The organism is Synechococcus sp. CC9311 (assembly GCF_000014585.1).
Lineage (GTDB): Bacteria > Cyanobacteriota > Cyanobacteriia > PCC-6307 > Cyanobiaceae > Synechococcus_C.
The window spans coordinates 1857823-1881913 of the sequence record NC_008319.1 but is presented as its reverse complement, the minus strand read 5'-3'; the positions used below and the strand labels follow the sequence as shown (position 1 = coordinate 1881913).

Here is a 24091-nt window from a genome sequence, read left to right as displayed (position 1 = left end):
ACACTGACTTCTAGGTGATCAGGCAGCAGCTGGAGGATCTTGATCGTTGTGAATGGTTGAGCTCAACGCGATCAGGTCAATGCCGCTGAACAGGAAGCTGATGCCTACAAGTACGCCCAGTACCCAAAGCAAGCCCCAGAACTTCAGCGTCACGATCAGCAGCCCAAGAATGAACGTGATCACGCCGTTGGCAACGGCCCAGCCCGCTCCAGGACGGTTGCTGTGAGACAGGCCGTTGAAAAAGGCCACCACACCCTCAACAAGAAATACGATGCCGATTGCTAACGACAGGGTTGCGACCTGTTGTGCCGCGTCCGCAGGACTTCGGAAATTGCTGATCATCGAAGCCCCCGCAACGATGAACAAGGTTGAGACGACTAAACGCCAGAAGCAAATCCAGCGCCCCATGCGTTTCGAGCGGGCCAGATTGCTGATCCAACCCACTACTCCTCCAACAAGAAAGACAACGGCGATCACTCCAGTGACCCATACGGACGCAATCACCGGAAAGATCAGGGCGAGGACGCCCAAGATGATCAGCAAAATGCCTTCAGCGATGGCGAAAGCTTTAAAAGTCCCCACCGAATCGGGACGATCGTCAGCGGTCATGAACTTTGTAAAAGAGACAACCCCCGAAAGGTATTGATTCTCCGAAGTGCTGACCCGTTTTTGTGATGTTCCCTCAGCTCCACCCGTGGGAGGCCAGCCATTCAGAGCTCATAGAGCTGTGGTTCCCAGAGTTGGATGCTGTTCCTTCTCGCGAGTGTCCGAGCAAGCGTTCTGTATAACGAGCGAGAAGATCGATTTCTAAATTCACCTCATCCCCCGGTGCGAGATCCCGCAATGCCGTCGCCATCCAGGTGTGTGGAATCACGGCGATCCAAAATCGCGCACCAGCATCACTGCACCCAGCAACTGTGAGGCTGATGCCATTGACGGCAATACTGGCTTTTTCACAGACGTACCGGCCATAGGCGGCATCTCGCCAGCGCAGCTCGAGATTCCACGATTGGCTAAGGGCTTCGATGCTTGCGACTTCGCCGATACTGTCGACATGACCACTCACGAGATGTCCGCCAAGGCGATCGGACAAGCGGAGGGCTGGCTCCAAATTGACCGAACGGCCCGAAGATGCTTTGCGGCCGAGTGTGCTGCGTTGCAGCGTTTCTTCGCTGACATTGGCGAGAAATCCATCACCGACTAGTTCTGCCACCGTTAGACAGACGCCGTCAACGGCGACACTGTCCCCCAGCTGAAGGGGAGCGAACGGAGAGCAGCCACTCACCGCGAGGCCATTGCCGCGGCGCTCAATCCAACCAACAGCTTGCACCAGACCCGTGAACATGCTGTGCATTCAGCGTGTGTTCACTGGTCATAATCGAGGAAGGGGGAGAGAGCCGTCGATGGTGGAAATGAGCGTGATTGGGATTGCTCTGGATGCCGCCAGCCGGAGTCCGATCGTCCTGCTTCGAGATCTATCTCGACGGCGACAAGTGCCGATCTGGATCGATCAGGCCCAGGCCCATAACATCATGGCTGGGTTGAATGGAGAGCCATCTCCTCGCCCTTTAAGCCATGACTTAATGGTGCGCTTGTTGGCTGCTGGTGAACTGCATCTCGAGCGGGTCATCATCCATGCGATTGAAGACAGCACGTTTCGCGCTGTCTTGAAACTCAGCCATGACGTGCCAAGCGATGCGATTGAGGACTTCACAGAAGGTGAGTCGATCGAGGAGAACGAGGCGAGCGAAGAACCGTTGGACATTGATGCCAGGCCCAGTGATGCCATTGCGCTTGCCATTCGTACAGGCAGCAGCATTTGGATGTTGGAGGAAGTGGTCGCTGAAGCCTCGATCGCGGTGGATGCAGAAGCGGATGCAGAGGATCGAAACGAGTTTCGACGATTTTTAGATCAGGTCAGTCCTGCCGCCATGGTTCGGCATCTTGAGACGCGACAACCGCAGGACGATCCATCAGACAAAGAAACGGACGACGACAATTTGGGATGACAACAGAGCCTTTGGCTGGTTCTGGAGTGCGTCGTGCCTTTGGCAAGGGTCCCGCGGTGAGCTTGTTCACCCTGGGCACGATGCGTGCGTTGAAAGACCGCGAGCAAATGGTTGCCGTAGTACGAGCAGCCCATGCTGCTGGGATCAATCACCTCGAGACGGCACCCGCCTATGGCCCTGCTGAAGTCTTTTTGGGGCAGGCTTTGGATCAGCTGGAGCAACAAGGAATTGCCCCTGAGGGGGGGTGGTTAATCACGAGCAAACTCCTTCCAAGCCTGTCTTTTGAACAAGGGCAACGCGCCTTGTCGGCATGCCTTGAACGGTTGGGACGTCCCTTTTTGCATGGCCTGGCGGTCCATGGTCTGAATCGTGCGGAACACCTGCATTGGGCGATCGACGGGGAAGGAGCCAGGCTCTTGGAATGGGCCCTGAGATCTGGGCTTGTGGGTCAGGTTGGTTTCAGCAGCCATGGCTCCAATTCATTGATCGCGCGGGCGATCTCAAGTGGTCGCTTTCAGTTCTGCAGCCTCCATCTCCATCTCTTGGATCCAGCACGGCTCCCCTTGGCATTGGAAGCGCTGGCTGGAGGAATGGGCGTTATGGCGATCTCCCCTGCAGATAAGGGTGGACGCTTGCAAGCACCAAGCTCATTGCTACAGGCAGATTGCCAGCCATGGGAACCCTTAGCTCTGGCTTACCGCTACCTGTTAGCTGCTGGGATAAGCACCCTGACGGTCGGGGCCAACAGCCCGGCCGATCTCAACCTTGCCGCCTCCATGGCCAGCAGCGATGGGGCGCTCACCCTTGCAGAACAGACCGCTTTGACACGCTTGGAACTTTTGCGTCAACAGCGGCTCGGGGAAACGCTTTGCCAACAATGCAGAGCCTGTCTTCCCTGTCCGCAGGAGGTTCCTATCCCTGAGCTGCTGCGACTGCGCAACCTTCGACTCGCTCATGACCTCAAGGAGTTCACAGAAGAGCGTTACAACTTGATTGGGCGCGCTGGCCACTGGTGGGAGGAGGTCAATGCCGAAGGCTGTGAGACCTGTGGGGATTGCCTTCCACGATGTCCCCATCAACTGGCGATTCCTGATTTGTTGGCGGAGACCCATCAGCTTTTGGCTGCGGCCCCTCGACGACGTTTATGGGGCTGAGGCCTTCCACTTGGCTTTCAGAGCGTCCTGCTCAGACGGATCCAGAGGGGCAAGATTCCAGCAGCTCTGCCAGATCTCGTTGGATGGAAGAACCAGGGCATGAAGCCGTTTTGGCACCCGCGACATTGCGGTACTGAGTTTTGATCGAGCCAAGGGGGGGACCCATCCTGCAGAGAGGAGCCGACTCAGCAGTGGTTCTTCCCAGGCTTTTTTGACCCAGTCTTGAGGTAAGGGCTCTTTGCTTGAACTTGGGCGCAGCATCAAAGTCCAGTTCAGAGGCGCCCCCTGCGCAGGCAGCACTGCATGCAGCCTTTGGTCTCGAAGAAGCGCTCCCATGCTCCGTTGCAGTGGCAGCACTGCTACTTGTGCATCGCCTTGCAGCAACCAGTTGAGGGCGTGTCGATCATCAAAGCTGATGGCTGCCTGTCTGAGGCGTCGCAGCGCATCAGGGGTCTGCATGTGCTCTGCCAGCGACATCACCAGTCGTGGGCTCGACGGTAAAAGGACCTTGCCTTTGAACTCTGGATCCAGCAGCACATCCCAGCTGTTGGACGCTTGGTCTTTGAGGGCTGGTTCTCCTCGAAAAAGCAGCACCCAGGGGCTGACCCCCACAGGAAAAATTTTGCCTTTCCAGGATGTCGGCAATTCAGAGAGAAACTGCTCTGCTAAAGGTCCTAATTGCGATTGAAGAGGAGCGGCATCAATCGCTTGAAACGATCCTGGGTTGAGATTCGATAACCAACCGTCTCCAATCGTGAGCAGATCGGTGGAGGAGAGCCACGGGGGGTCAGAGCTGACGAAGGCTTTCAGCTCTGTAATGCGCCACGGAGCCTTGAGTTGCTTTTGCCACGGTGCAGGCAGGGTCTTTGTTGGGGCCCGCATGATGGGCGAACCATTGGATCGCGCACAGCCGGCGAGCCATGACAGGCCTGCTATGCAGCTGGCCTGAAGCAACTGTCGCCGGCGAAACGAAGCGGTTTGAGTAGATGGGCCGATCATTCTCAAACCTTACGGGGCTGGATTCCTGAGGGATTTTTAGGGTTTGAGCTTGGATTTGAGCAATTGATCCATGGCGTTGTCGCAGTCCTGGCTGATGCGGTCTAAGGACAGTCCACGCAGCTGCGCTAGCAATGCAAGGCCACCGGCACCCACCCCCTCTTTGACGTGACCGAGCTCGTAGTCACGCAGCGAGAGGTGTCGACTATCGCGAAAGCGCAGACCACTCGCCAGCGCAGAGATGGCAACATCGAAATGATCCTCCAGTAATGCGAGCAGCTCGACCAGTGATGCGCGTTTGCTTCCGGTTGGCGTCAGCACTTCCCCAGCCAACCAGGCCGTTGTGCCAATCAGCACTTGATTGGACAGCAAGCGGCGCTCTTTGGCAGAGACCATGCTTAAGGCAAGTGCAAGCACGGCAGCCATCTGACTGCCTCCAGCCAAGAGGAGGGGTTCACCGCTCGAGAGGGATCCGATCAGCAACCCGGTTGCAAAAGCCTGAAAAGGGTCTCCCACGGCAGCTAAAAGCTCCTGTGCCGAGGGGATTGCACTGAGCTCTGCGGATTGCAGCCCCTGACGCACAAGTTGACGTTTCAAGGCCATCGGTGGATGGATGGCACTACCGCTGATCAGGTTATTGGCGGGAAGTCCAAGACCACGAAGAACGGCTAAGGCTGTGGTGGTTCCTCCTGGGACACATTCAGCAAGAACAAGTGGGTGCCTCAAACGCTCACCGAAGCGTTGGCCCTTGGTTAACAGCTGTAGGACGCGTTCAGGCGTCATGGAGTGCCCAGTGCTGATGCAGGCGGCTGGACCGAGCTGTGGATCTTCAAAGCGAAGATGAGCGAAGGGAGGCATCTTTGATAGCCCAATCGATCCCACCCAGGGCTGGATCTGTAGGGCTTCCGCAGCAACCCAACTGATCAACGCCGGCGAGACGCCTGCGGGCAGAGGCGGTAAAGGCCAACGAGGCCGATGGGAAGGCCCATAGAGAAGCAACTCAGCGTCAGCAATGGCTGTATAGCGGCGTGATTCAGAGGTGGCACCGGCTGCAGAGATGCCTTCCACCTCGGCGGTCAAAGTGGAGGACAGAAGCAGTAACAGATCGGGAGCAGGTTCTGGGTCGGACCAAAAGCGGTGAGTGGCACCGGTCCAAAACTCGGATGCTCGGCCCGAAAGGCGAGTGCATCCAGCTGGGAGCTCAAAGAGGGTCGAGGGCGACCAGGCCATGGAGCAGGGGGGGAGGTTCAGGAATCGGAGCTTGGAGACGGGGAAAGATCCAGTAAGCCAAAGCGTGAAGAGCCAGCACATAAACGAGCTGCTGCACCACGACGAGCGTGATCGCCATGGCTTGCACCAAAAGCAGATCAGGGGCGAGGGGCAGCTGCATCAACTCCAGGACGCGATCGAGGAGTCCGGCGCCGGCTCTTGTGATCACCAACCAAAGGTTCTCGCCCACCATCAAGGACAGCGCCACCACCCTCACCAGAAATCCAGCAGCTCCAATGACGACGCCGAGCCCCCAGCTAATCCACCAGCTCACTTTTTTGTGCCAGCACCACCCCAGCCAAAGCGACAGCAATCCATAGGGAAACAGCATCAGGGGCCCACGCAGAGGACCCATGAGCACCACCAGAAGCAGAATCGCTACGACAACGCCCTCAACCCCGGCGCGACTGCCCCGACGCACCAGCAGCAGCGCTAAGGGCAGCGGCAGGGCAAGACGGAACAGGGCTCCGCCGATTGGTAAGTAGTACAGAGCCAGCCAAATCAAGGCCGCCGCCGCCGCCAGGTAAGAGGCCTCCATCATGCGCAGCGCTTGTCGACGGCTGAGGCGTGGTTCCATCACGTTTAGGGCTGCCCTGCGCTGTCACTGGTGGTTGCTTTTGAGGACTGACTCGAAGGGATTTTCTCGATCGTTTCGACTTCGAAACCAATTCCGGCGCGACGTAAGACATCGGTGACACTTTCCGCCGGTGCGGCAGGATCAGCGGCCGCTAAGCGAATCGTGATGCGGTAGGGCCGAGGGTCGGCGGGCATCGAGCGGACGGGGGCTGATTCTTGGTTGGCGGGTTTCGCTTTGGTTAACTCTTCTTTGATGGTCTTTGGCTCTTCCGCTTCTGTTGGCTTTGCTTCAGCATCCAACTCTGCCTTGTCCTTTTCGAGCGCGTCTTCGGCTTTCGCTGGTTCCTTCAGGGCGGTGGCTGGCTTTTGATCCAGCTTTGAGTTTGGTGTCTGCTGGGCCGCGGCTGGTGTGGCTGGTGAATCGAAGCTATCGGCCAGCTTCTGCCCAAATGTTGTTTCTGAGCAGGCCTGTAAGGCGAGCAGCAGCGGTATCAGCAACCACCGCGCGCGCATTAAGCGTCACCAGGTCGGATGATGCGCACTGCACTCGCGCGAAGGCGTCCGGTTTTAGTCGTTGCTGGTGCTTTACGGGCAGCAGGTTTGGCTTTTGCGCTCTTGGTCGTGCTTTTGGCTTTGCTGGTGCTCTTGGTCGTTGAGGTTTTGCGCTTTGTGGTTTTTTTGGTGGCGGCTTTTGCCTCGAGTAGCTCGATCGCCTCTTTCAAGGTGATGTCGTCGGCCCCTTTCCCTTCCGGCAGTGATGCATTCACTTTTCCTTGTTTGACGTAGAGGCCGTAGGGACCATCAAAGACCTGCACGGTCTCTTCGCTTCCCTCCGGTTTCCCAAGATCCTTGAGCGCCGTCCTTCCCCCTCGACCGCGTTTGGGCATGGCGAGTAGTTCCAGGGCACGACTCAAACCAATTGCGAGCACGTCGTCTTCGCCCTTGAGAGACCGATAGTCCTTTTCGCCTTTTCCCTTGTCCCAAACCACATAGGGGCCAAAGCGACCCAAGCCAGCTTGAACCTTGCCGCTCTCTGGATGCTCGCCCAGTAGACGGGGCAAGCGCAGTAGCCCTAGTGCGTCATCCAGTTTCAGATCTTCGGGCTTCACCCCTTTCGGCAAGGAGGCCCGTTTCGGTTTGGGGTTCTCATCGCTGACCTGACCCTTCTGCACATAGGGGCCGTACTGACCGAAGAGCAAGTACACGAGATCTCCCGTTTCGGGATCTTCGCCGAGCGCTTCTGGACCATCCGCTTTGTGCTTGAGGATGAGTTCTGCTTGTTCCTGATCCAGTTCACCAGGGGTGATCTCTTTGGGCAGGGTTGCCTTGATTAGCTCCTCTTCTCCGTCGTCCCCAACACGTTTGGATTCGAGATACGCCCCGAAGCGTCCAATTCTCACTACACAAGGCAAGCCTTCGAGGTCAATCGTGCGTGATGCTCCCGGGTCGATGTCTCCCTCGCGTTTTTGGACCAAAGACTCCAGTCCTTCATCACCTTTGAAAAATCCATCTAAGTAAGGCAGCCATTGCACTTTCCCTGTGGAGATTTCATCCAACGTGGTTTCCATGCGGGCGGTAAATCCGGTATCCACTAAGTCGGGGAAGTGTTCTTCCAGCAGGGCGGTCACAGCAAAGGCCGTGAAGCTTGGTGTGAGCGAATTGTTATTGAGGGAGGAATAGCCTCGATCAACAATCGTCCCAATGATGCTGGCGTAGGTGGAAGGACGGCCGATTCCTTCTTTTTCGAGCATTTTTACCAGGGAGGCTTCGCTGAAGCGAGCAGGCGGCTGGGTTTGGTGTCCGAGCGCTTCGACGTCGTGAATTTTGGGGGAGTCACCAACGTTCAGAGCAGGCAACAACACTTCCTGACCTTCCAAAGCCGCATCAGGGTCATCGCTGCCCTCGACGTAGGCGCGGAAAAATCCAGGGAAGTCAATGCGCTTTCCATTGGAGCGGAACACTGCTTCTCCCACCGTGAGATCCACCGCGAGCATGGTGAGTCGGGCTTCTGCCATTTGACTCGCGACTGTCCGCTTCCAAATCAGCTCGTACAAGGACAGATCACGCCCTTCTAAGCCAGTTTCGGAGGGAGCTCGGAAGCTTTCCCCTGAAGGTCGGATCGCCTCATGAGCTTCCTGGGCATTGCGTGACTTGGTGCTGAACTGCCTGGGCCCGTTGCTCAGATAGTCCTTGCCGTAGCGCGATTCCACGCAGCTGCGTGCAGCCGTAATGGCTTGGTCGGAGAGATGCACCGAATCGGTGCGCATGTAGGTGATGTAACCGCGTTCATAAAGGCCCTGAGCGCAGCGCATCGTCTCCCGCGCTGAAAGACGCAATTTGCGATTTGATTCTTGCTGCAGCGTGCTGGTCGTGAACGGCGGAACGGGCCTGCGCACCGTTGGCTTTTCCTCGACCGAGGAGACGTTCCAATCAGACGATTGAAGAGCAAGCGATAGGGAGCGAGCGTCGTCTTCGCTTAGGAGCCGCACCTTGCTGCCCTGCTTGAGGCCGCCAGTACTTTCATCAAAGTCACTGCCGGTGGCGACTTTCGTTCCGTCGAGGTGCGTGAGCTTGGCTTCAAAGCGGATGCTCTGCTGCTCGAGAGCAGCCTTCAGATCCCAGTAGCTGCCACTACGAAAGGCGCGTCTAGCCCGCTCTCGCTGTACGAGCAGTCGGACAGCCACCGATTGAACACGTCCGGCCGAAAGCCCCCAGGCAACTTTCTTCCACAACAGGGGCGAGAGGGTGTAGCCCACCAGTCGGTCGAGGATTCTTCTGGTTTCCTGGGCATGCACCAGCTCCATATCGAGCTCACGCGTGTCATCCAGTGCCCGGGAGATGGCCTCTTTCGTGATCTCGTGAAACACCATTCGTTTCACCGGGACTTTCGGTGACAACAGCTGAAGTAAATGCCAGCTGATGCTTTCTCCTTCGCGATCTTCGTCAGTCGCTAGCAGCAGTTCATCAACGCCTTTCAGAGCGTCTTTAAGCTCGCGCACAATTTTTTTCTTGTCCTTGGGGACCACATAAAGGGGTTCGAAGTCCGCCTCAGTGTTGACTCCAAGATTGGCCCACTTTTGACCTTTTTGAGCTGCAGGAATCTCACTTGCGTTGTTCGGCAGATCCCGCACGTGGCCCATCGAAGCTTCCACCCGATAGCCCTTGGGGAGGAATCCACGGATGGTGCGTGCCTTTGTGGGGCTTTCAACGATGACCAGGGTGTTCGCCACGTGGGGTCGGTAACCGTCCCCTTCTTTATCGCACCGCCGAGCTTTCTGCAGCGAAATCAGGGAATTCACTCAGGGAAGAGCAGGAGCGCAGCTACAGTCCCTCCAATTGGTTTGACCACACTCGCTATGCCCGAGTTGGGTTCTCTGCTTCTCTCCACCCAGGCCGTGGCAGCTCCTGGGGAGCTGCTCAACCTTGCTTTGCATGCCGGCACGGTTGGACCTGAGGCCGCTGTTTTAGTGGCGATGATCGCCACGTTGTTGGTGGATCTGGCAGGAGAAAAAGTTTCAGTTCGTTGGGTTCCACCCATTTGTTATGCGGGTTTAGGTAGTGCCCTGGTTTTGCTTGCCCTTCAATGGAATGCACCCCTTGAGCCTTCGTTTTTAGGTGCTTTCCTTTCCGATCACCTTGCGATTGCCTTTCGTGCTGTTGTTGCCCTCTCCACCCTTCTCTCTCTTCTGATTAGTTGGCGATATGCCGAGCAAAGTGGCACTCCAGTTGGGGAATATGCGGCGATCCTGCTGGCAGCCACCCTCGGCGGAATGCTGCTTTGCGGTGCAACAGATCTGGTGAGCGTTTTCGTCTCGCTCGAGACACTTTCCGTAGCCAGTTACCTGTTGTCGGGGTACATGAAGCGCGATGCTCGTAGTTCAGAGGCAGCGCTCAAATATTTGCTTGTGGGATCGGCTGCGGCGGCCGTATTCCTGTATGGAGCTTCGCTTCTTTATGGCCTGAGTGGCTCAACCAGTTTGGAAGTGATTGGTAATGCTTTGGTCACGAGCCCCACACCGTTGGCCGCTCTAGCGCTTGTTTTTGTGCTTGCAACGGTGGCGTTCAAGATTGCTGCTGTGCCCTTCCATCAGTGGACGCCTGATGTGTACGAGGGGTCTCCTACCCCTGTTGTGGCGTTTTTGTCGGTGGGTTCCAAGGCAGCAGGTTTTGCCCTGGCCCTGAGACTTCTTGTCGGCTGTTTTGGAAGTTTCGATACGCAATGGAAACTTCTCTTCACCGTTTTGGCGATTCTCAGCATGACGCTGGGCAACGTGGTGGCGTTAGCCCAGACCTCGATGAAGAGAATGCTGGCCTACAGCTCAATCGGACAGGCCGGATTCGTAATGATCGGTCTTGTATGCGGCACTGAAGACGGCTTTGCCGCAATGGTGCTGTACATGGCCACCTATCTCTTCATGAACTTGGGTGCGTTCGCTTGCATCATTCTGTTCTCGATCAGAACGGGAAGCGACCGCATTTCTGACTATGCGGGCCTGTATCAAAAAGATCCCCTGATCACCCTTGGTCTGAGTCTCTGCCTTCTTTCTCTTGGCGGAATTCCACCGATGCTCGGTTTCTTCGGGAAGATTTATTTGTTTTTTGCTGGCTGGGCGGACCACCAATACGTCTTGGTGGTTGTGGGCCTTGTGACCTCGGTTATTTCGATTTACTACTACATCGGCGTCATTAAAATGATGGTGGTGAAGGAGCCTCAAGAGGCTTCAGAGGTTGTGAAGGCCTATCCACCGATCAACTGGAGCACGATGGGACTTCCTCCTTTGAGAGTGGCGCTCGTGCTTTGTGTCCTGGTCACGGCTGTTGGCGGAATCCTTTCCAACCCGCTATTTGAGTGGGCCAGCAGCACGGTGGCTGGAACACCTTTGCTGCAGCAGGCGATTGCTACATCTTCAGGAGCCTCCCTTGGCTGATCTCTTTGATGAAGGCCGCCCAGCGGTGGCTCAGCTCCGAGATGTCAGCAAGGTGTATGGATCTGGAGAAACGGAGGTCAAAGCACTCAATGGACTGGATCTGGATGTGCTTCGCGGTGACTATTTGGCTGTGATGGGTGCGAGTGGATCAGGAAAAAGCACAGCGATGAATGTTCTTGGCTGCTTGGATAGACCAACCAGTGGCACCTATTGCCTCAACGGCAGTGCTGTTGAGCGGCTTCATGACGATTCGTTGGCAGATCTGCGCAACAAGGAACTGGGTTTTGTGTTTCAGCAGTTCCATCTCCTTCCCCATGCGACAGCTCTAGAAAATGTGATGCTGCCAATGATTTATGCCGGACTTCCCTCCGCGGAGCGCGAGCAAAGGGCTGTTGCAGCTCTTCAACAGGTTGGTCTTGGCAAAAGAATGGAGAATTGTCCCAATCAACTGTCGGGTGGTCAGCAACAGCGGGTGGCCATTGCTAGAGCAATTATCAATAAGCCAACCCTCCTCCTCGCTGATGAGCCCACCGGTGCTTTGGATTCACGCACGACGAATGACGTTTTGAACTTGTTTGATGAATTGCACTCTCAAGGAATCACGATTGTTCTCGTTACCCATGAAGACGATGTGGCCGCTCGTGCCCAGACTGTGATTCACTTTCGCGACGGTAAGGTCGAGCGAGTGGCTCAAAACCGCGTGAACCCTATGCTTTAAAACGCCTTCCCCTGATTAAATTAATTGAAGTTTGAGAATGGACCAGCTGCCAGAACCCTTTGAGCAAACGATTCGAATTCTGCTTGTGGATGACGAAGTCCACTTGACGGAGTTGTTGCGCTTGGAGTTGGACGTAGAGGGTTATGAGGTCGAGGTCGCGTCGGACGGTGCCAGTGGATTAATCAAAGCCAGAAGTCAGCCGGAGCCCGACCTCATTGTTTTGGATTGGAACCTTCCGGATTTCTCCGGTGTGGACATTTGTCAGCGAATTCGCAGTAGCGGAGTCACAACTCCGATCTTGATGTTGACCGGTCACGATGATATCGCTGATCGTGTCAAGGCTCTTGATGCCGGCGTTGATGATTATTTGGTAAAACCTTTTTCAATCGAAGAATTGATGGCTCGGTTGAGAGCGATGCAGCGCAGAGCTCAGGGCTTTACGGGTTCCGCACAAGGGAACGATGCCGATTCAACCTTTTTGTCAGTTGGAGGCTTAACAATCAATACCGAGACAAGGGATGTGCATCGTTCTGGGCAAAAGATCCAGCTTTCTGTTAAGGAGTATGAGCTGCTTTGCTTCTTGATGCGGGGTAACGGAAAAGTATTGGAAAGGTCTGAGATTATGAAGGGTGTCTGGGGAGAAGACTTTTACGGAGACGATAATTTGCTTGATGTCTATATACGCTATTTAAGGCAAAAAGTGGAAAACAAGGACCTTCCATCTTTGATTCATACCGTTCGTGGCGTTGGGTTCATCTTGAGAGATGAAAGTACTTCCACAACCCCATAAATCGGTTCAGGCTTTATCTCTCTCGAGACTGTTCATCAGTTGACCAACAAGCAGCGAGACGGCATCAGTTCCAGATGCTGTGATTGGGTTGAGATCCAATTCCCCAGGATCTTTTGCCACCCACCCTTTGCCCTGTTTCATTCTCAGCTCAAAATGAAGATGAGGTCCAGTGCTGAGGCCGGTGCTTCCGACCCTTCCGATTACCTCACCCTGTTGGACCTTCTGTCCAGATTTCACGTAGATCTCTGAGAGATGTCCGTAGAGCGTCCGCCTCCTGGGGGAGTTGTGCTCCAATTCCACAGCGATGCCATACCCCCCGGCGAGTCCACTGCTCATGACCGTGCCTGAGAGTGCCGCAATGACGGGTGTTCCTTCTGGGGCGGCGAGGTCTTTCCCAGCATGCATTAACCAACGGCCAATCACGGGATGCTGGCGCATTCCGAATTCACTGGTTGTGATTGCAGAGCCAATGATGGGGAAGAGCAAGCGCTGATCACCATTGCCTGCGATTGCAAGAGGTCTTGGCGAAACCGAGAAGACGGACTCCAAGCGAAAGCCATTTCCGGCTCCTGCAAGAAGCGCAGAAACGGGGACCGAGATGGGAGCGAGACGCCGATTCCTTGGGCTGAACGTTGCGCGATTGGACCGCCCGCGAAAGGCCACGCCGGTTGCGCACTCACGCTTGGACAGAGCGCCACTTCGACAGGCTTGTTGCAAGCGACGCACATCAATGGGCTTGGCAACGCCTCCTCTCTCCAGCGTTCGCCGCTCTTGCGGAGTGATGATTTGATTGCGTTCGAGGGACTCCAACGAGCGATCGAAGCGTTGGGGCGGCTTGACGCGAAGTTCAGCTGGAGGAAGTAGGGGTGCCTGAGGAGCTGGAAGGCTTTGAGTGCTCTGCGGAGCAGAGGGCAGGGTCAGCACCAAGGGAGCAGCAAGCCAGCGCAAGACCACTTCGTTTCAAAAGTCTTATAAATCGAGATTGTAGAGATTGTCATGGTTGACATCAGGCCAGCGGGTCCAGCTGGCGGTCCGGGCTCCTTGGCAAAGTTGAAGGGCTCCATTGAGGGCCAATCCTTGGATCTCCCAGATCTCTCCGCTCTGAGGATCCTTCACCTGATTGGCCCAAAGGCGGTTCTCTATTCCACGTCGCACAAGCTCCGGTCGGCTTGCCAGGGTCTGGATTCTCTCCAAGGCTCTTAACACCTCCACCGTCCAAACGTCTCGTCGGGCGCATCCACGCGGCAGGAGGTCGCGAAGGGCAATGGCCCCAACGGGAACCGGGTTGGCCACATTCATTCCAACTCCAATGCGCACCATGCGTAAACGATCGCCACGAAAAACCAGTCGAGGAAGTACTCCAGCCAGTTTGCGGGAATTGATAAGGAGATCGTTGGGCCATTTGATCCGGACGGGTAGTCCCGCCTGTTCCAGGCGTTCACATAACGCATACGCCACCATCAGCCCGAGCATGTCGGCATGACCGCTGCTTGAATCCCAGGGAAGAGCAGCGCTGATCCAGACCCCTCCACGGGCTGCCTCCCAGCGGCGGCCACGCTGGCCCTGTCCTCTGGTTTGGTGATCGGCCAAAACAGCTCGAGGGAGTTCTCCGCGCCATGGAACGGCTTGAAGCCAGTGGCTCAGTTCAACTTCTGTGCTCGCACAAACAGGTCTGCATTTCAGCTTCCAAGCATCGGCTTGCTGTCTGCGGAGGCGATGGACGAGTCCTCCTGCCCGTTGGTGATGGTTCAGCACTGCTGATGCCACCAAGGCTTCAGTCGTGCAACTGCAGCCTCAAGTTCGGCCACTGGACGGACCAAGGCAAGGCGTAGCCAATCACGTCCAGCCTCTCCAAACCCGGAGCCTGGAGTGATTGCAACCCCGCAATGCTCGAGAAGCTGAGCGGCCATCTGCTCGTCTCCCCATCCTTGGGCGCTGGCCCAGGCAGGAACGGGCATCCACAGATACAGAGCCATGGATGGAGATGGGATCGGCCATCCAAGCTCAGACAATGCAGTGCGCGTGCGATCACGCCGTTCGCGGTAAGTCGGCAGGAGATGGGCTGGCCAATCGGCGTGGTCCGAGAGGGCCACAACAGCGCCCTGCTGAAGCGCCTGACATTGATTGAAATCGATCACACTTTTGATCTGCCTCAAGGCCGTAATCAGGGGTTCGGCTCCGATTGCAAATGCCAGACGAAAGCCACCAAGGCACCACCCCTTGGAGAGAGAAAAGAACTCGATCCCGCGTTCGCGCCAGTGGGGACAACGCAGAAGGGAAGGGGCTTCTCCCTCAAGCGCTAGATCTAAATAAGGATTGTCGTGGGCGACCACCAGATCATGGCGTTGGGCCTGACCCATCGCTTCATCCAGCCAGGATTGTTGACCAACACAGGCTGTGGGGTTGTGGGGAAAACCAAGCATCAAGAGACGCAGTTGATCCCACTGACTGATTGTGATCGCCTTGAAGTCCGGAGCCCAACCTTGCTCCGCAGTGAGGGGCAGGGTCTGGATGCAAGCATCTGCTAATTCAAGGCCTCCGCGATGGGAGGGGTAAGACGGATCAAGAATCAGGGCTTGATCACCAGGGTCCAACACAGTCAGCGGGAAATGGGCGGTCCCCTCTTGAGATCCAACAAGGAGAAGAACCTCACGCTCAGGATCCACCGACACACCTAGTCGCTGATTACACCAGGCCCCTGCTGCCTCCCGAAACGAGGCTGTTGCAGCGTGCAGGCAGTAGGCCGCGCTTCTTGGCTCCTGGAGGCGGTCCCCCATGGCCTGAACTGCAGCAGGCGGGGGAAGCAAATCGGTGCATCCCAGGGAGAGGTCGATGAGCGGTTGCTGTTGTTGGGTTCCCCCGAGCTTGTACAAGCGCTTGCGCTGATCATTGCGATCAAACACTCCGCTCCCGAGGCGAGCCAGACGCTTAGAGGTGAGCATCCAGAAAGGATTGCAACTGAGGGCGGGCAATGGCCCCCTCGTGCCTAGCAATTTCCTGGCCGTTACGGAACAGGATCAGAGTTGGTATGCCTTGAACTTTGAACCCATCGCGGGTGATTGGGTTGCCATCCACTTCAAGCTTGCCCACTAAAAGGCTGTCGGCGTAGGTCTCAGCAGCCCAGTCCATCAATGGCGCCATCAACCTGCATGGGCCACACCATGGGGCCCAGAAGTCAACCAAAACGGTCGTAGATGCAGTCAACACTTCCTGCTCGAACGCTGCATCTGTGAAGTCGGAAACAGCTGAAGACACGGGCGATAGTTGAACTGAAGCAATCCTATGGACTCGGCCGCTGAAGGAGCTGATTCATCACAGTTTGTCGATAGATCGACGCAGCTCCTCGAGATCGGCATCAACCTCTTCCACCTTGACGGGTTTTACCTCAGAGTCCGCTGCTGGGAGAGCTGCAGCCTCCGAGCCTCCTTTGACCTGCTTTCGTAAGGCTGCCAATTCATCGTCCACATCGTCGCCACCTTCAAGCGCCGCGAACTGGCTATCGAGGTCAGCACCAGCGAGCTCAGCTGCTGCTTGGCTACTGGCTTCGAGAGATTGAACCTTGTCCTCCATGCGCTCGAATGCAGCCATGGCTGAATTGGTTCCCATGCTGCCAACAGCGCTCTGGAGCTGCTGTTGAGCCTGGGCGGCTTGCGCCCTGGCTTTGAGCATGTCTTTCTTGGTTCGAGCCTCGGCAATCTTTCCTTCCAGAGCAACCAAGCTTTTTTTGAGGGTTTCAACTTGAGCGCTCTGAGCTTGAACCTGAGTGCCAAGAGACGTGGCCGTTTCTTGGAATGTTTTGCGACGGGTGAGGGCCTCACGTGCTAGGTCATCCTCGTTTTTCTTGAGTGCGAGCTCGGCGCGTTCGTACCAGGTACGAGCTTGAGACTCGGCCTGCTCTGCTTGGTTTTTGAGCCGTTTTTGACTGGCGATTGCCATCGCAACAGCCTGTCGGAGTTTGACCAGGTCGTCTTGCATGTCAGAGACGGCTTGATCAAGGATCTTGACGGGATCCTCAGCTTTGCTAACAAGATCATTGAGGTTGGCGCGCAGCAGACGGCTGAGCCGGTCGAAGAAACCCATGAATCGGTGCGAGCACTGCAAGAGATTAGCGAGCTGGACCACCTTTCCCCACTAAGGTCCAAATTCATTTGATGACGTTATGGGGCGAGCACCTCGATCCCAGCGGCGCCGTTTTGGTCGGGGAGAGGTGTTGGTGCCGCCGCCACCGCCGCCAGTTCAACCTCTGCAAGAGTGCCTTGAGTCTCTGCGGAGTACATGGAGACGTGAAGGCTCACTGGCTGCGCTTTGGCAGGACTGGCCCCAGTTAGCGGGGCGTCCCTTGGCTGATCACTGCAGGCCCCTGAATTTGAGCCATGGTGTCCTCACTGTGGGAGCGCGCCACCCGCAATGGCGCCAGGCTCTTCAGTACAGCAAGCCTCAACTCTTGGCAGCAGTGCGAAGCGCTGGCCATGCCGTACGCGATCTGAGGATTCAGCAACACCACCCATCACCTACAGCAGAGTTAGAGACAGAAGAGAGTGTTTGGGCTCGCCATCCGAGCCGGATCGATGTGCATGGAATGGCGTCATGCCCTTGCTGTGACAGCCCAGCTCCGGCAGGGGAGATGGCTCTCTGGGGCCACTGCGGGTTCTGTCGAAGACTGAAGCTTTCAGAGTCGCTCGGAAGCAGTCAGTAACGTTCTGGACGGGACCTTTCCCATGTTGATTTGTGTCCAGAGGCCTTGAGCTCTGAAGCCCTTTTTTCCAACTTACTCCTATCGAATCTAAGAACTTGATAGATCCCAAATTGTCCGATCATTGCTGGATTAAGACCTTGCCAATGAGTCCTTTTAAATGTGTCCGAATCAATAACGACCATCACCGTTTGCGAACCTTCACCATCGCTGTCAATTGAAACTCCTTGCCACCCTCTTCGATTCTCCCTGCTTAATCGATCAGCCAAATTTATAAGAGCATTTTTTGTAAGACCTTCGTAGACAACGACCTGATCTGCGTAGAAATGTAAAGACGGCTTCTCGACTCCAACCATCGCTAAAGGTTCACCAGGACGCTGGTTTTCCAACACAGTTGCGGCAACATCACGGATTGGAAGCTGACGCACGCGATCGCCTAGGTCAATGATGGGGATTAGAGCAATGAGCTGGAACACCACCAGCGGTCCCTGAACGGCTAGCAAGCGACCGGAGGCCTTCCGCTTGATCATCAAGAGGCCCAAAAAACCAGCGATCGAAAAGCACACTGCTGCCCTTAAAACTAAGCGGCTTGCAATTAGTTCTTCTGGCAGCGTGGGCATCTCGGGGTCATCGATGAGAGGTATCCAGACCGAGGAACCCCAGAACCCCATCGACAAAACAAATGTCAGCAAGATTGTTGTGCCCCAGGCCCAATCGAAAGGGAGGCGTTTCCCTGGTTCGGAGGGCCTTGCTGCAAGGGCGATGAGAATCGCTGCAGCTGGAGTGGCAGGCAGCCAGTAACTCGGAAGCTTGGTTGCCGCGGTGGTGAACAGCAGAAATACAGATACAAGCCAGCAACTGGCAAAACTCTGAAGAGACAAGCTTGCATTGGGTTGGACGGATGAAAAGGCACGCTTCAGGTTTGATGGATGCAGGGTTTGCGCCAGCCCAAGGAGCAACAAGGGAGTGAAGGGCAGGGATGCCACAACCAAAATCACCCCGAAAAACCACCAGGGTTGAAGGTGGTTATTCACGACTGATGTAAAGCGTTGCAGATTGTGATAACCAAAAAAGCTGTCCCAAAAAGGCTGGCCCTCGACCATCAGCTCTGCGATGTACCAAGGGAGGCTGATTAACGCGGTGAGCCCGAGGCCACGTATAGGTTTGATGCACTGCCATATGCCCTTGAGATCTCGGCGCATCAGAGCAAACAGCGCCAGAGTCATGCCACTGAGGACCACGGCTACAGGCCCTTTTGTGAGAACGGCTGTGGCGAGCAGAACCCAGGCGAGCCACCATCGTCGAGATGCTCCACTGGCATAACAACGCCACTGGCAGAGAAGGCTGAGGGCGAGGGTGCCGCTCAGGAGGGCATCACTGACGGCGGTCCGACTCCATATCTGCACCAAGGGGGAGAGCGCAAAGGCCAGCGCTGCTGCCACCGCGGTGCGGCGTGGATGGCTCTCCTGTTCAGCTGGGTGCAGTATCAAGGTGTCCCCAAGCATGAGCATGGTTGCCACGCTCGCGAGGGCTGAAGGAAGCCTGCCGGCCCAGGTGCCGAGTGGATCCCAGAGCTCGTTGGTTGGAATCGAGTAGCCCAAACCCATCAGCCAGTACACCAGGGGCGGTTTGTCGAATCGTGGTAATCCATTAACCCGAGGCGTTAACCAGTCTCCCGTGCGTGCCATGGCACGGCCAGCTGCTGCAAAGAGCGGTGGAGTTTCATCGACAAGGCCGGTGGAACCCAGTTGCCAGCAGCACATGGCAAGGCCAAGCGCCAAGATCAGCAACAGCCCCCGGCTGCGCTGTCTTGGCGAGATCCGTGGGTTGGTAGGCACGTTGATCATCGACATGGAGCGATCGTGCCATTCCTTGGAGAGAGGCCCTGCCTGATCCAATCCTCAACGCGTTGTGCGAAAACCATATGGCTTGCGTTCTGTTCCACCCAACGGCGGCAAGCGCGCCGATCAATTTGATCGACTTTGCTGCTTGCCATTTTTAGGGCCTCGAGATCATCGGGCGGCACAAGCCATCCCGTTTTGCCGTCTTGGATGAGTTCGCCCGGACCGCCGCGGTTATAGGCCACGACAGGGACTCCGCATGCCATTGCTTCCACCACCACATTGCCGTAGGCCTCATTCCATTTCGGTGTGTTGAGTAGGGCGCGGCAGCACCCAAGCTCTTCCTGAAGTTGGTGTGTCGGCTGAAAACCTCGCCAATTAATGGTTCCTGGAGGCACGGTGGCTTCGACCGATTGCGCATAGTCAGCATCTTCAACCAAGCCCCAAACCAGAAGCGCTTCTCCCAGAGCTGCGGCAACAGCTGCAGCATCTTCCAGGCCTTTCTCAGGTGCGATGCGACCGGCCCAACCCAGTGGGCCATTGAAGTTCAACTGCAACTGGTATCGCGTGAGATCAAAGCCATTCCCCACAACAGACGGTGGACTAGGCAATGAAAAATCTCCTGCCTGTCGTTGGGTATGGAATGACATTCGCCTCTGGTCCCATTGAGCGATTTGAGAGATGACCTCATCCATCGCTTGCGAGACAGACCCCATGCTCACGAGATGAAATAACGAGGGCTTGGCATGGGGAGTAAGCCAGAGCGGTAACCAGTCGTAGCTGAAGTTGATCACCGCATCGGCGTCCTCGCCTAAGGACAAAGCAAGGTCCCATAGATGGGGAAGGACACCATCAAAAGGAACTTGGACGGAAGCATCTCTTTCGGAATGCTGCCAGCTGGGTTGATCGGTGCCCCCCGCGGTGTGGAGTGAGAGTCCAGGGCAGTCCTCAGGCGCAACCGAGCCGTTCGGGGCGACCAGGGTGATCCGATGCCCCCTTGCCGTGAGACCTCGTAACAACGAGATCAGCGTTAGTTCCACACCACCACCGCGTCCACTGCCCAAGTGTCCGATGGGTGTGCTGACCAGAATTAAATCGAGAGGAGTGGTGCTCATGCTCCGAGATCACTTCGCTGGGGTTCGTTCACGAGAGCAACCGGCTCCCAAAGTCGTTTGCGTTGGCTTACCAGTACCACCGAAAGCAGAACCAAAAGCACCGCTAACCATTGAAGGTTGTTGAGTCGTTCCTGCAACAGCAGACCACCAGAAGCAAGAGCAAAAACAGGTGTGAGAAATCCAAGTGTGGTGAACCCTGTGAGGTCCTCACGGCTTGCAAACCAGAAAAAGAGTGCGTAGGCCACAGCTCCCCCCATCAGGGATGCATAGGCCATTTGCGTCCATGCAAAAACGGACCAAGGCGGAACCAATGGGAACGCTCCGTCGAGACCATGCCAAATCAGCAAGGGGAGTCCCCCCAGCAACATGTGCCATCCCGTGACGGCAACAGGATCGCTGTTTCGGCAGGCAAATCGACTCAGAACGGTGCCTACAGCCATTGCAATGGCAGCCGCCAACATCCAGCCGGTTCCAGCTTGCCAACCCGATTGAAATGACACCCCCTCACCCAACAGCCACCAGTGCTGGAGGAGCGGTTGGGGAACTCCTAGGCAGACAATTCCCATAAGGCCAAGAACCAATCCCATCCAACCGATGGGATTGATCGTTTCTGCAAAGAGCCAGCGGGCAAGCAGTGCAACCATCAAAGGCTGAGAATCAATCAGTACTGAACCGAGACCTGCGCCAGTGCCTTCGAGTCCGCGGGCAAGACAGATCTGAAACAGCAGGGCATCAATCAGGGTGAATAGGAGAAACCAACCCCGATCCCCAGGATCAATCGCTAAGGAACGTCCGAGAAGCGGAACAAAGGTGATAACGATGATTCCAGCTGGGAGCAGCCTCAAGCAGGACACCAGAATGGGCCCTCCTGTGCTGACCAGAGGAGCCATTGCTGTCATCGCTGTGCCCCAGAGGACGAACGGCAAGATCATCAGCAGCCCTCGGCGGAGAGATCCCATGGGGTGCTGCGAACAGGCTCCTTTTTAAGATCTAAACGTGTTCGATTGACCATCATGATCTGGCCCTGGCGCCGCAAGTCCCGGCGAACGATGGCGAGGATCGCCATTGAGGGGGCGATCACTGGCTCCACCCGCCGTCGCGTCCTTAAAGCCCTAAAAGAGGTTCAGGAGCGGGAATTTCCTGCACTGTTGCTGCGAATTGATAGTCCAGGAGGGACTGTTGGCGATAGTCAGGAAATTCACTCTGCCTTGCTGAGGCTGCGCGAAAAAGGCTGTCATGTTGTCGCCAGTTTCGGAAATATTTCTGCATCAGGTGGGGTTTATGTGGGTGTTGCCGCAGAAACGATTGTGTCCAATCCAGGCACGATCACCGGTTCCATCGGTGTGATTCTTCGCGGCAACAACTTGTCCAAATTGTTGGATCGTGTTGGCGTCAAATTTGAAACGGTGAAAAGCGGTGTTTTTAAAGACATCCTTTCTCCTGATCGTGCTCTTGGCGCAGAAGAACGTGAGCTACTGCAAGCTCTGATTGACAGCAGCTATGAGCAATTTGTGGCGGCCGTTGCAGAAGGACGGAAGCTTGACCCCAGCCGCGTTCGCGAGTTTGCGGATGGTCGGGTGTTTAGCGGTGCACAGGCCAAAGATCTTGGGCTCGTCGATGAGCTGGGTGACGAAGAGCGGGCAAGGGTGCTTGCGGCACAGTTGGCTGATCTGGATGAGGAGCGCTGCCGCGTGGTGACACTTGGAAAACCCCGTAAGCCATTGCTGCAAGGCTTGTCGGGGTCCAATCTGCTTGTACGCATTCAAGAGCTCGTCACAGTTGAAATGGAACTCAGCGGTCAACCTTTGTGGTTGTTTCGGCCATGACCATGGGGAGCCGATTGGCCTTGCGCGGCTTACGTGGTGCGACCACCTGCAGCGCCAACACAGTTGTTGCGATTGAGCAGGCGGTCTTTGAGCTGATGGATGCCCTGGTGAAACACAACGCGTTAAAACCGGACTGCATCGTTTCGATCACGTTTTCTGTGACGACCGATCTGGATGCCTGTTTCCCTGCTGCCGTTGCAAGGCGCCGCGAAGGTTGGGATGGGGTGGCTCTGCTCGACTGCCAGCAGATGGCAGTTGAGGGAGACCTGACTCGGTGCATTCGTCTCCTGGCCCATACCTGGATGCCAGAAGATCAGGAGGTTCGCCATGCCTACCTGGGGGAAGCCAGCCGCCTTAGGCCAGACAGATCCAGTCACAACTGACAGATGCCACGCCGGCCCCCCGAACCCCTTGCCGCTGCCTGTCCTTAGGACAATCATGGGATCTAACAATGCGGTGATTGTTTTCACCAGTGAATTAATGGACCTTCTGCCTACGACCCCGATCCGCCGCTTCGGCGTTATTGCAGGGGTGATCGGTTGCGGAGTTGTTGCTTCAGCTTCGGTGGTGGAGATGCTCCAACCCGTTGCTGTTAAAGCTCAGAACACTCCCTCTTTGATGGAGTTTCGCTGGGAAAGCGACAACAACTATCGCAAGTTGTATTACGTCCAAACGAGCACCCGTCCTCGCGAGCGGTCGGATTACTACCTGATGCTTCGACCTAAAGATCGCAAAACCGCGATCCTCAAACTGAGCATCACAGTGCCTGATTACTTCAATGCAAAGATCCGCCCCAATAAATTGAAGCTCTGCAAGATGAAGAAGGGCGGCATGCTCAGTAGAAGCCGTTGCGAAGAGGTCATCCCAGCTGTCTTCGAAATCAGTGAGAACCAATCTGCAATTGAGGTTTTCCCTGAAACTCCGATTCCGACTGAAGACACCTACGCCGTGTCCATGACGATCTTCAACCCCAATCAAGCTGGGATGTTTCAGTTCAATGCTCTTGCACAGGCTCCCGGAGACGTTCCTGTGGCTGGCTATTTAGGGAGCTGGAACTTCAGTATCGACTAAGCATTGGCTGATAAGCTCTTCTACTGATGCAAGGCTGGGCGCCAGAGTGAATCCATGACCAAACGAACTTTTGGTGGCACCAGCCGTAAGCGCAAACGCGTTTCTGGTTTTCGTGTTCGCATGCGATCTCACACAGGCCGGCGCGTGATTCGGACGCGTCGTAAGCGTGGACGTTCACGCTTGGCTGCTTGAGCTTGAACATTCACGCCTAGTCCCCTAGGGGTGACGTTTAAACGGATTTCGATGGTGCTTCCGACGTCGATGCGATTGCGCGGCCACCGCTGTTTCGATCACCTCCATCGCAGGGGTCAGCGCTTTCACGGATCGTTGATGACTCTGCGTAAGGCCTCGGCGATGCCGAGGCTTTTGCGTTGGGAGTGTCGTCCTCTGGAGGGGGAAGGCAAGACGAGTGTTTGCAGGTGCGCTGTGGTGATCAGTAGCAAGGTCAGTAAAAGGGCTGTTATTCGTAATCGGCTGAGACGTTTGCTGCACGATCACTTACGTGAGCATTTTGAGCGGTCGTTTCAGCACTCCAATACTTGGATTTTGATCAGCCTCAAACCCGGTGCAGAGGCCAAAGACGCCCCTGTCCTGGAAGAATGCGACAGATTGCTCCAACAAGCGGGGTATTAGCTATGCCAACTTCCATTCAAGAAGAGACCTTTTACGAGGGGGGGCCAGCACGCGGTGACTTGATTTTCAATCTGTTGCTTGGGCTGACATTGATCGGTCTGCCCTTTGCGGTAGGAGCGATTGTTCGCGCGGTCTGGTTGCGCTTCAACATCACGACTCGTCGAATTTCCGTCACTGGCGGCTGGATGGGACGGGATCGCAGTCAGGTGGCTTTCAGTCAGGTGGCTGAGGTCCGCTGTGTGTCCCGTGGGTTTGGCGCCTGGGGAGACATGGTTCTGGTCTTGACGGACGGATCACGTCTGGAACTGCGCTCTGTCCCACGCTTCCGTGAGCTCGAGGCCTTCATCGAAGAGCGCATCCGTGCCCGCCGTGAAAACGCGAGTGCGAAGCACGAGGAGAGCAAGGGCTTCGCTGCCTGATTTAGGTGTTCGCCTCAAGCGAATTGCCACACAAGCCCCTGTGCTGTTGCACA

At 56.1% G+C, this 24091-nt stretch carries 27 protein-coding genes; 12 read left to right on the top strand and 15 right to left on the bottom strand.

Annotated features, from left to right (window positions below; genetic code table 11):
* Positions 1 to 18 precede the first annotated feature (18 nt).
* Positions 19 to 609 (bottom strand): HdeD family acid-resistance protein, encoded by a 591-nt coding sequence (locus SYNC_RS09760; RefSeq protein WP_011620037.1) that lies wholly within the window; start codon positions 607 to 609, stop codon positions 19 to 21.
* Between the two features lie 73 nt (positions 610 to 682).
* Complete coding sequence (locus SYNC_RS09755) at positions 683 to 1345, bottom strand: riboflavin synthase (protein WP_011620036.1); 663 nt, start codon at positions 1343 to 1345, stop codon at positions 683 to 685.
* Between the two features lie 58 nt (positions 1346 to 1403).
* Here SYNC_RS09755 and SYNC_RS09750 point away from each other — a divergent pair, with 58 nt between their 5' ends.
* Positions 1404 to 2009 carry a bifunctional nuclease family protein gene (locus tag SYNC_RS09750; protein ID WP_041426655.1) on the top strand — a complete coding sequence of 202 codons (606 nt, stop codon included), beginning with the start codon at positions 1404 to 1406 and terminating at the stop codon, positions 2007 to 2009.
* Positions 2006 to 3163: an aldo/keto reductase gene (locus tag SYNC_RS09745; RefSeq protein WP_041426654.1), complete on the top strand. Its 1158-nt coding sequence runs from the start codon at positions 2006 to 2008 to the stop codon at positions 3161 to 3163. Before SYNC_RS09750 ends, SYNC_RS09745 begins: the two co-directional genes overlap by 4 nt.
* Here the strand turns inward: SYNC_RS09745 and SYNC_RS09740 are convergent.
* The 5 genes from SYNC_RS09740 to topA form a co-directional block, all read right to left on the bottom strand.
* Positions 3152 to 4045 carry an ABC transporter substrate-binding protein gene (locus tag SYNC_RS09740; protein WP_237699206.1) on the bottom strand — a complete coding sequence of 298 codons (894 nt, stop codon included), beginning with the start codon at positions 4043 to 4045 and terminating at the stop codon, positions 3152 to 3154. The two genes, SYNC_RS09745 and SYNC_RS09740, sit on opposite strands and share 12 nt — an antisense overlap.
* Positions 4046 to 4198: 153 nt before the next feature.
* On the bottom strand, positions 4199 to 5389 hold the full coding sequence (locus SYNC_RS09735) for a nicotinate-nucleotide--dimethylbenzimidazole phosphoribosyltransferase (protein WP_011620032.1): 1191 nt from the start codon (positions 5387 to 5389) through the stop codon (positions 4199 to 4201).
* Positions 5361 to 6005, bottom strand: a complete 645-nt coding sequence (locus SYNC_RS09730; protein WP_011620031.1) for a DUF2232 domain-containing protein — start codon at positions 6003 to 6005, stop codon at positions 5361 to 5363. The genes SYNC_RS09735 and SYNC_RS09730 overlap by 29 nt, the downstream gene beginning before the upstream one ends.
* 5 nt (positions 6006 to 6010) lie before the next feature.
* Positions 6011 to 6517 carry a hypothetical protein gene (locus SYNC_RS09725; RefSeq protein ID WP_049750352.1) on the bottom strand — a complete coding sequence of 169 codons (507 nt, stop codon included), beginning with the start codon at positions 6515 to 6517 and terminating at the stop codon, positions 6011 to 6013.
* On the bottom strand, positions 6517 to 9234 hold the full coding sequence (topA, locus tag SYNC_RS09720) for a type I DNA topoisomerase (protein WP_011620028.1): 2718 nt from the start codon (positions 9232 to 9234) through the stop codon (positions 6517 to 6519). The genes SYNC_RS09725 and topA overlap by 1 nt, the downstream gene beginning before the upstream one ends.
* Before the next feature lie 126 nt (positions 9235 to 9360).
* On the opposite strand from topA, the gene SYNC_RS09715 reads away from it, so the two are divergent.
* The 3 genes from SYNC_RS09715 to SYNC_RS09705 are packed head-to-tail and all read left to right on the top strand — an operon-like array spanning position 9361 to position 12440.
* Complete coding sequence (locus SYNC_RS09715; protein ID WP_011620027.1) at positions 9361 to 10932, top strand: NAD(P)H-quinone oxidoreductase subunit N; 1572 nt, start codon at positions 9361 to 9363, stop codon at positions 10930 to 10932.
* Complete coding sequence (locus SYNC_RS09710; protein ID WP_041426653.1) at positions 10925 to 11650, top strand: ABC transporter ATP-binding protein; 726 nt, start codon at positions 10925 to 10927, stop codon at positions 11648 to 11650. Before SYNC_RS09715 ends, SYNC_RS09710 begins: the two co-directional genes overlap by 8 nt.
* A gap of 37 nt (positions 11651 to 11687) precedes the next feature.
* Positions 11688 to 12440: a response regulator transcription factor gene (locus tag SYNC_RS09705; protein ID WP_011620025.1), complete on the top strand. Its 753-nt coding sequence runs from the start codon at positions 11688 to 11690 to the stop codon at positions 12438 to 12440.
* Positions 12441 to 12446: 6 nt separating this feature from the next.
* On the opposite strand, the gene SYNC_RS09700 is transcribed toward SYNC_RS09705, so the two are convergent.
* From SYNC_RS09700 to SYNC_RS09680, 5 genes are read right to left on the bottom strand one after another with little or no spacing between them, the layout of a single operon-like run.
* Entirely contained in the window at positions 12447 to 13394 is a 948-nt protein-coding gene (locus SYNC_RS09700) for a M23 family metallopeptidase (RefSeq protein WP_011620024.1), read from the bottom strand.
* 15 nt (positions 13395 to 13409) lie between these two features.
* Positions 13410 to 14210, bottom strand: coding sequence for a biotin--[acetyl-CoA-carboxylase] ligase (locus SYNC_RS09695; protein ID WP_011620023.1), 801 nt, complete (start codon positions 14208 to 14210; stop codon positions 13410 to 13412).
* Positions 14189 to 15382: an aminotransferase class I/II-fold pyridoxal phosphate-dependent enzyme gene (locus SYNC_RS09690; protein WP_011620022.1), complete on the bottom strand. Its 1194-nt coding sequence runs from the start codon at positions 15380 to 15382 to the stop codon at positions 14189 to 14191. Before SYNC_RS09690 ends, SYNC_RS09695 begins: the two co-directional genes overlap by 22 nt.
* The gene (gene trxA, locus SYNC_RS09685; RefSeq protein ID WP_011620021.1) at positions 15369 to 15695 is read right to left on the bottom strand and encodes a thioredoxin; all 327 of its coding nucleotides are present in this window, start codon (positions 15693 to 15695) and stop codon (positions 15369 to 15371) included. Before trxA ends, SYNC_RS09690 begins: the two co-directional genes overlap by 14 nt.
* Before the next feature lie 57 nt (positions 15696 to 15752).
* Positions 15753 to 16520 carry a PspA/IM30 family protein gene (locus SYNC_RS09680; protein WP_011620020.1) on the bottom strand — a complete coding sequence of 256 codons (768 nt, stop codon included), beginning with the start codon at positions 16518 to 16520 and terminating at the stop codon, positions 15753 to 15755.
* Between the two features lie 79 nt (positions 16521 to 16599).
* Here SYNC_RS09680 and SYNC_RS09675 point away from each other — a divergent pair, with 79 nt between their 5' ends.
* Positions 16600 to 17136, top strand: coding sequence for a DUF721 domain-containing protein (locus SYNC_RS09675; protein ID WP_041426652.1), 537 nt, complete (start codon positions 16600 to 16602; stop codon positions 17134 to 17136).
* Here the strand turns inward: SYNC_RS09675 and SYNC_RS09670 are convergent.
* Genes SYNC_RS09670 through SYNC_RS09660 form a run of 3 tightly spaced genes read right to left on the bottom strand, consistent with a single transcriptional unit; the run spans position 17130 to position 21048 of the window.
* The gene (locus tag SYNC_RS09670) at positions 17130 to 18986 is read right to left on the bottom strand and encodes a glycosyltransferase family 39 protein (protein WP_083756075.1); all 1857 of its coding nucleotides are present in this window, start codon (positions 18984 to 18986) and stop codon (positions 17130 to 17132) included. The genes SYNC_RS09675 and SYNC_RS09670 overlap by 7 nt on opposite strands.
* Complete coding sequence (locus tag SYNC_RS09665; protein WP_011620017.1) at positions 18977 to 20089, bottom strand: glycosyltransferase; 1113 nt, start codon at positions 20087 to 20089, stop codon at positions 18977 to 18979. Before SYNC_RS09665 ends, SYNC_RS09670 begins: the two co-directional genes overlap by 10 nt.
* Entirely contained in the window at positions 20086 to 21048 is a 963-nt protein-coding gene (locus SYNC_RS09660) for a DMT family transporter (protein ID WP_011620016.1), read from the bottom strand. Before SYNC_RS09660 ends, SYNC_RS09665 begins: the two co-directional genes overlap by 4 nt.
* A 54-nt stretch (positions 21049 to 21102) precedes the next feature.
* On the opposite strand from SYNC_RS09660, the gene sppA reads away from it, so the two are divergent.
* The 6 genes from sppA to SYNC_RS09630 all read left to right on the top strand — a co-directional run bounded on the left by sppA (position 21103) and on the right by SYNC_RS09630 (position 24038).
* Positions 21103 to 21915, top strand: a complete 813-nt coding sequence (sppA, locus tag SYNC_RS09655; protein ID WP_041426651.1) for a signal peptide peptidase SppA — start codon at positions 21103 to 21105, stop codon at positions 21913 to 21915.
* The gene (gene aroH / locus SYNC_RS09650) at positions 21912 to 22298 is read left to right on the top strand and encodes a chorismate mutase (RefSeq protein WP_193328830.1); all 387 of its coding nucleotides are present in this window, start codon (positions 21912 to 21914) and stop codon (positions 22296 to 22298) included. Before sppA ends, aroH begins: the two co-directional genes overlap by 4 nt.
* Positions 22299 to 22488: 190 nt before the next feature.
* Positions 22489 to 22986, top strand: coding sequence for a DUF2808 domain-containing protein (locus SYNC_RS09645; protein ID WP_011620013.1), 498 nt, complete (start codon positions 22489 to 22491; stop codon positions 22984 to 22986).
* 54 nt (positions 22987 to 23040) lie between these two features.
* Positions 23041 to 23178: a 50S ribosomal protein L34 gene (rpmH, locus tag SYNC_RS09640; RefSeq protein ID WP_011620012.1), complete on the top strand. Its 138-nt coding sequence runs from the start codon at positions 23041 to 23043 to the stop codon at positions 23176 to 23178.
* 51 nt (positions 23179 to 23229) lie between these two features.
* Positions 23230 to 23619, top strand: coding sequence for a ribonuclease P protein component (locus tag SYNC_RS09635; RefSeq protein WP_041427069.1), 390 nt, complete (start codon positions 23230 to 23232; stop codon positions 23617 to 23619).
* Between the two features lie 2 nt (positions 23620 to 23621).
* Positions 23622 to 24038 carry a PH domain-containing protein gene (locus SYNC_RS09630; protein WP_011620010.1) on the top strand — a complete coding sequence of 139 codons (417 nt, stop codon included), beginning with the start codon at positions 23622 to 23624 and terminating at the stop codon, positions 24036 to 24038.
* Positions 24039 to 24091 lie beyond the last annotated feature (53 nt).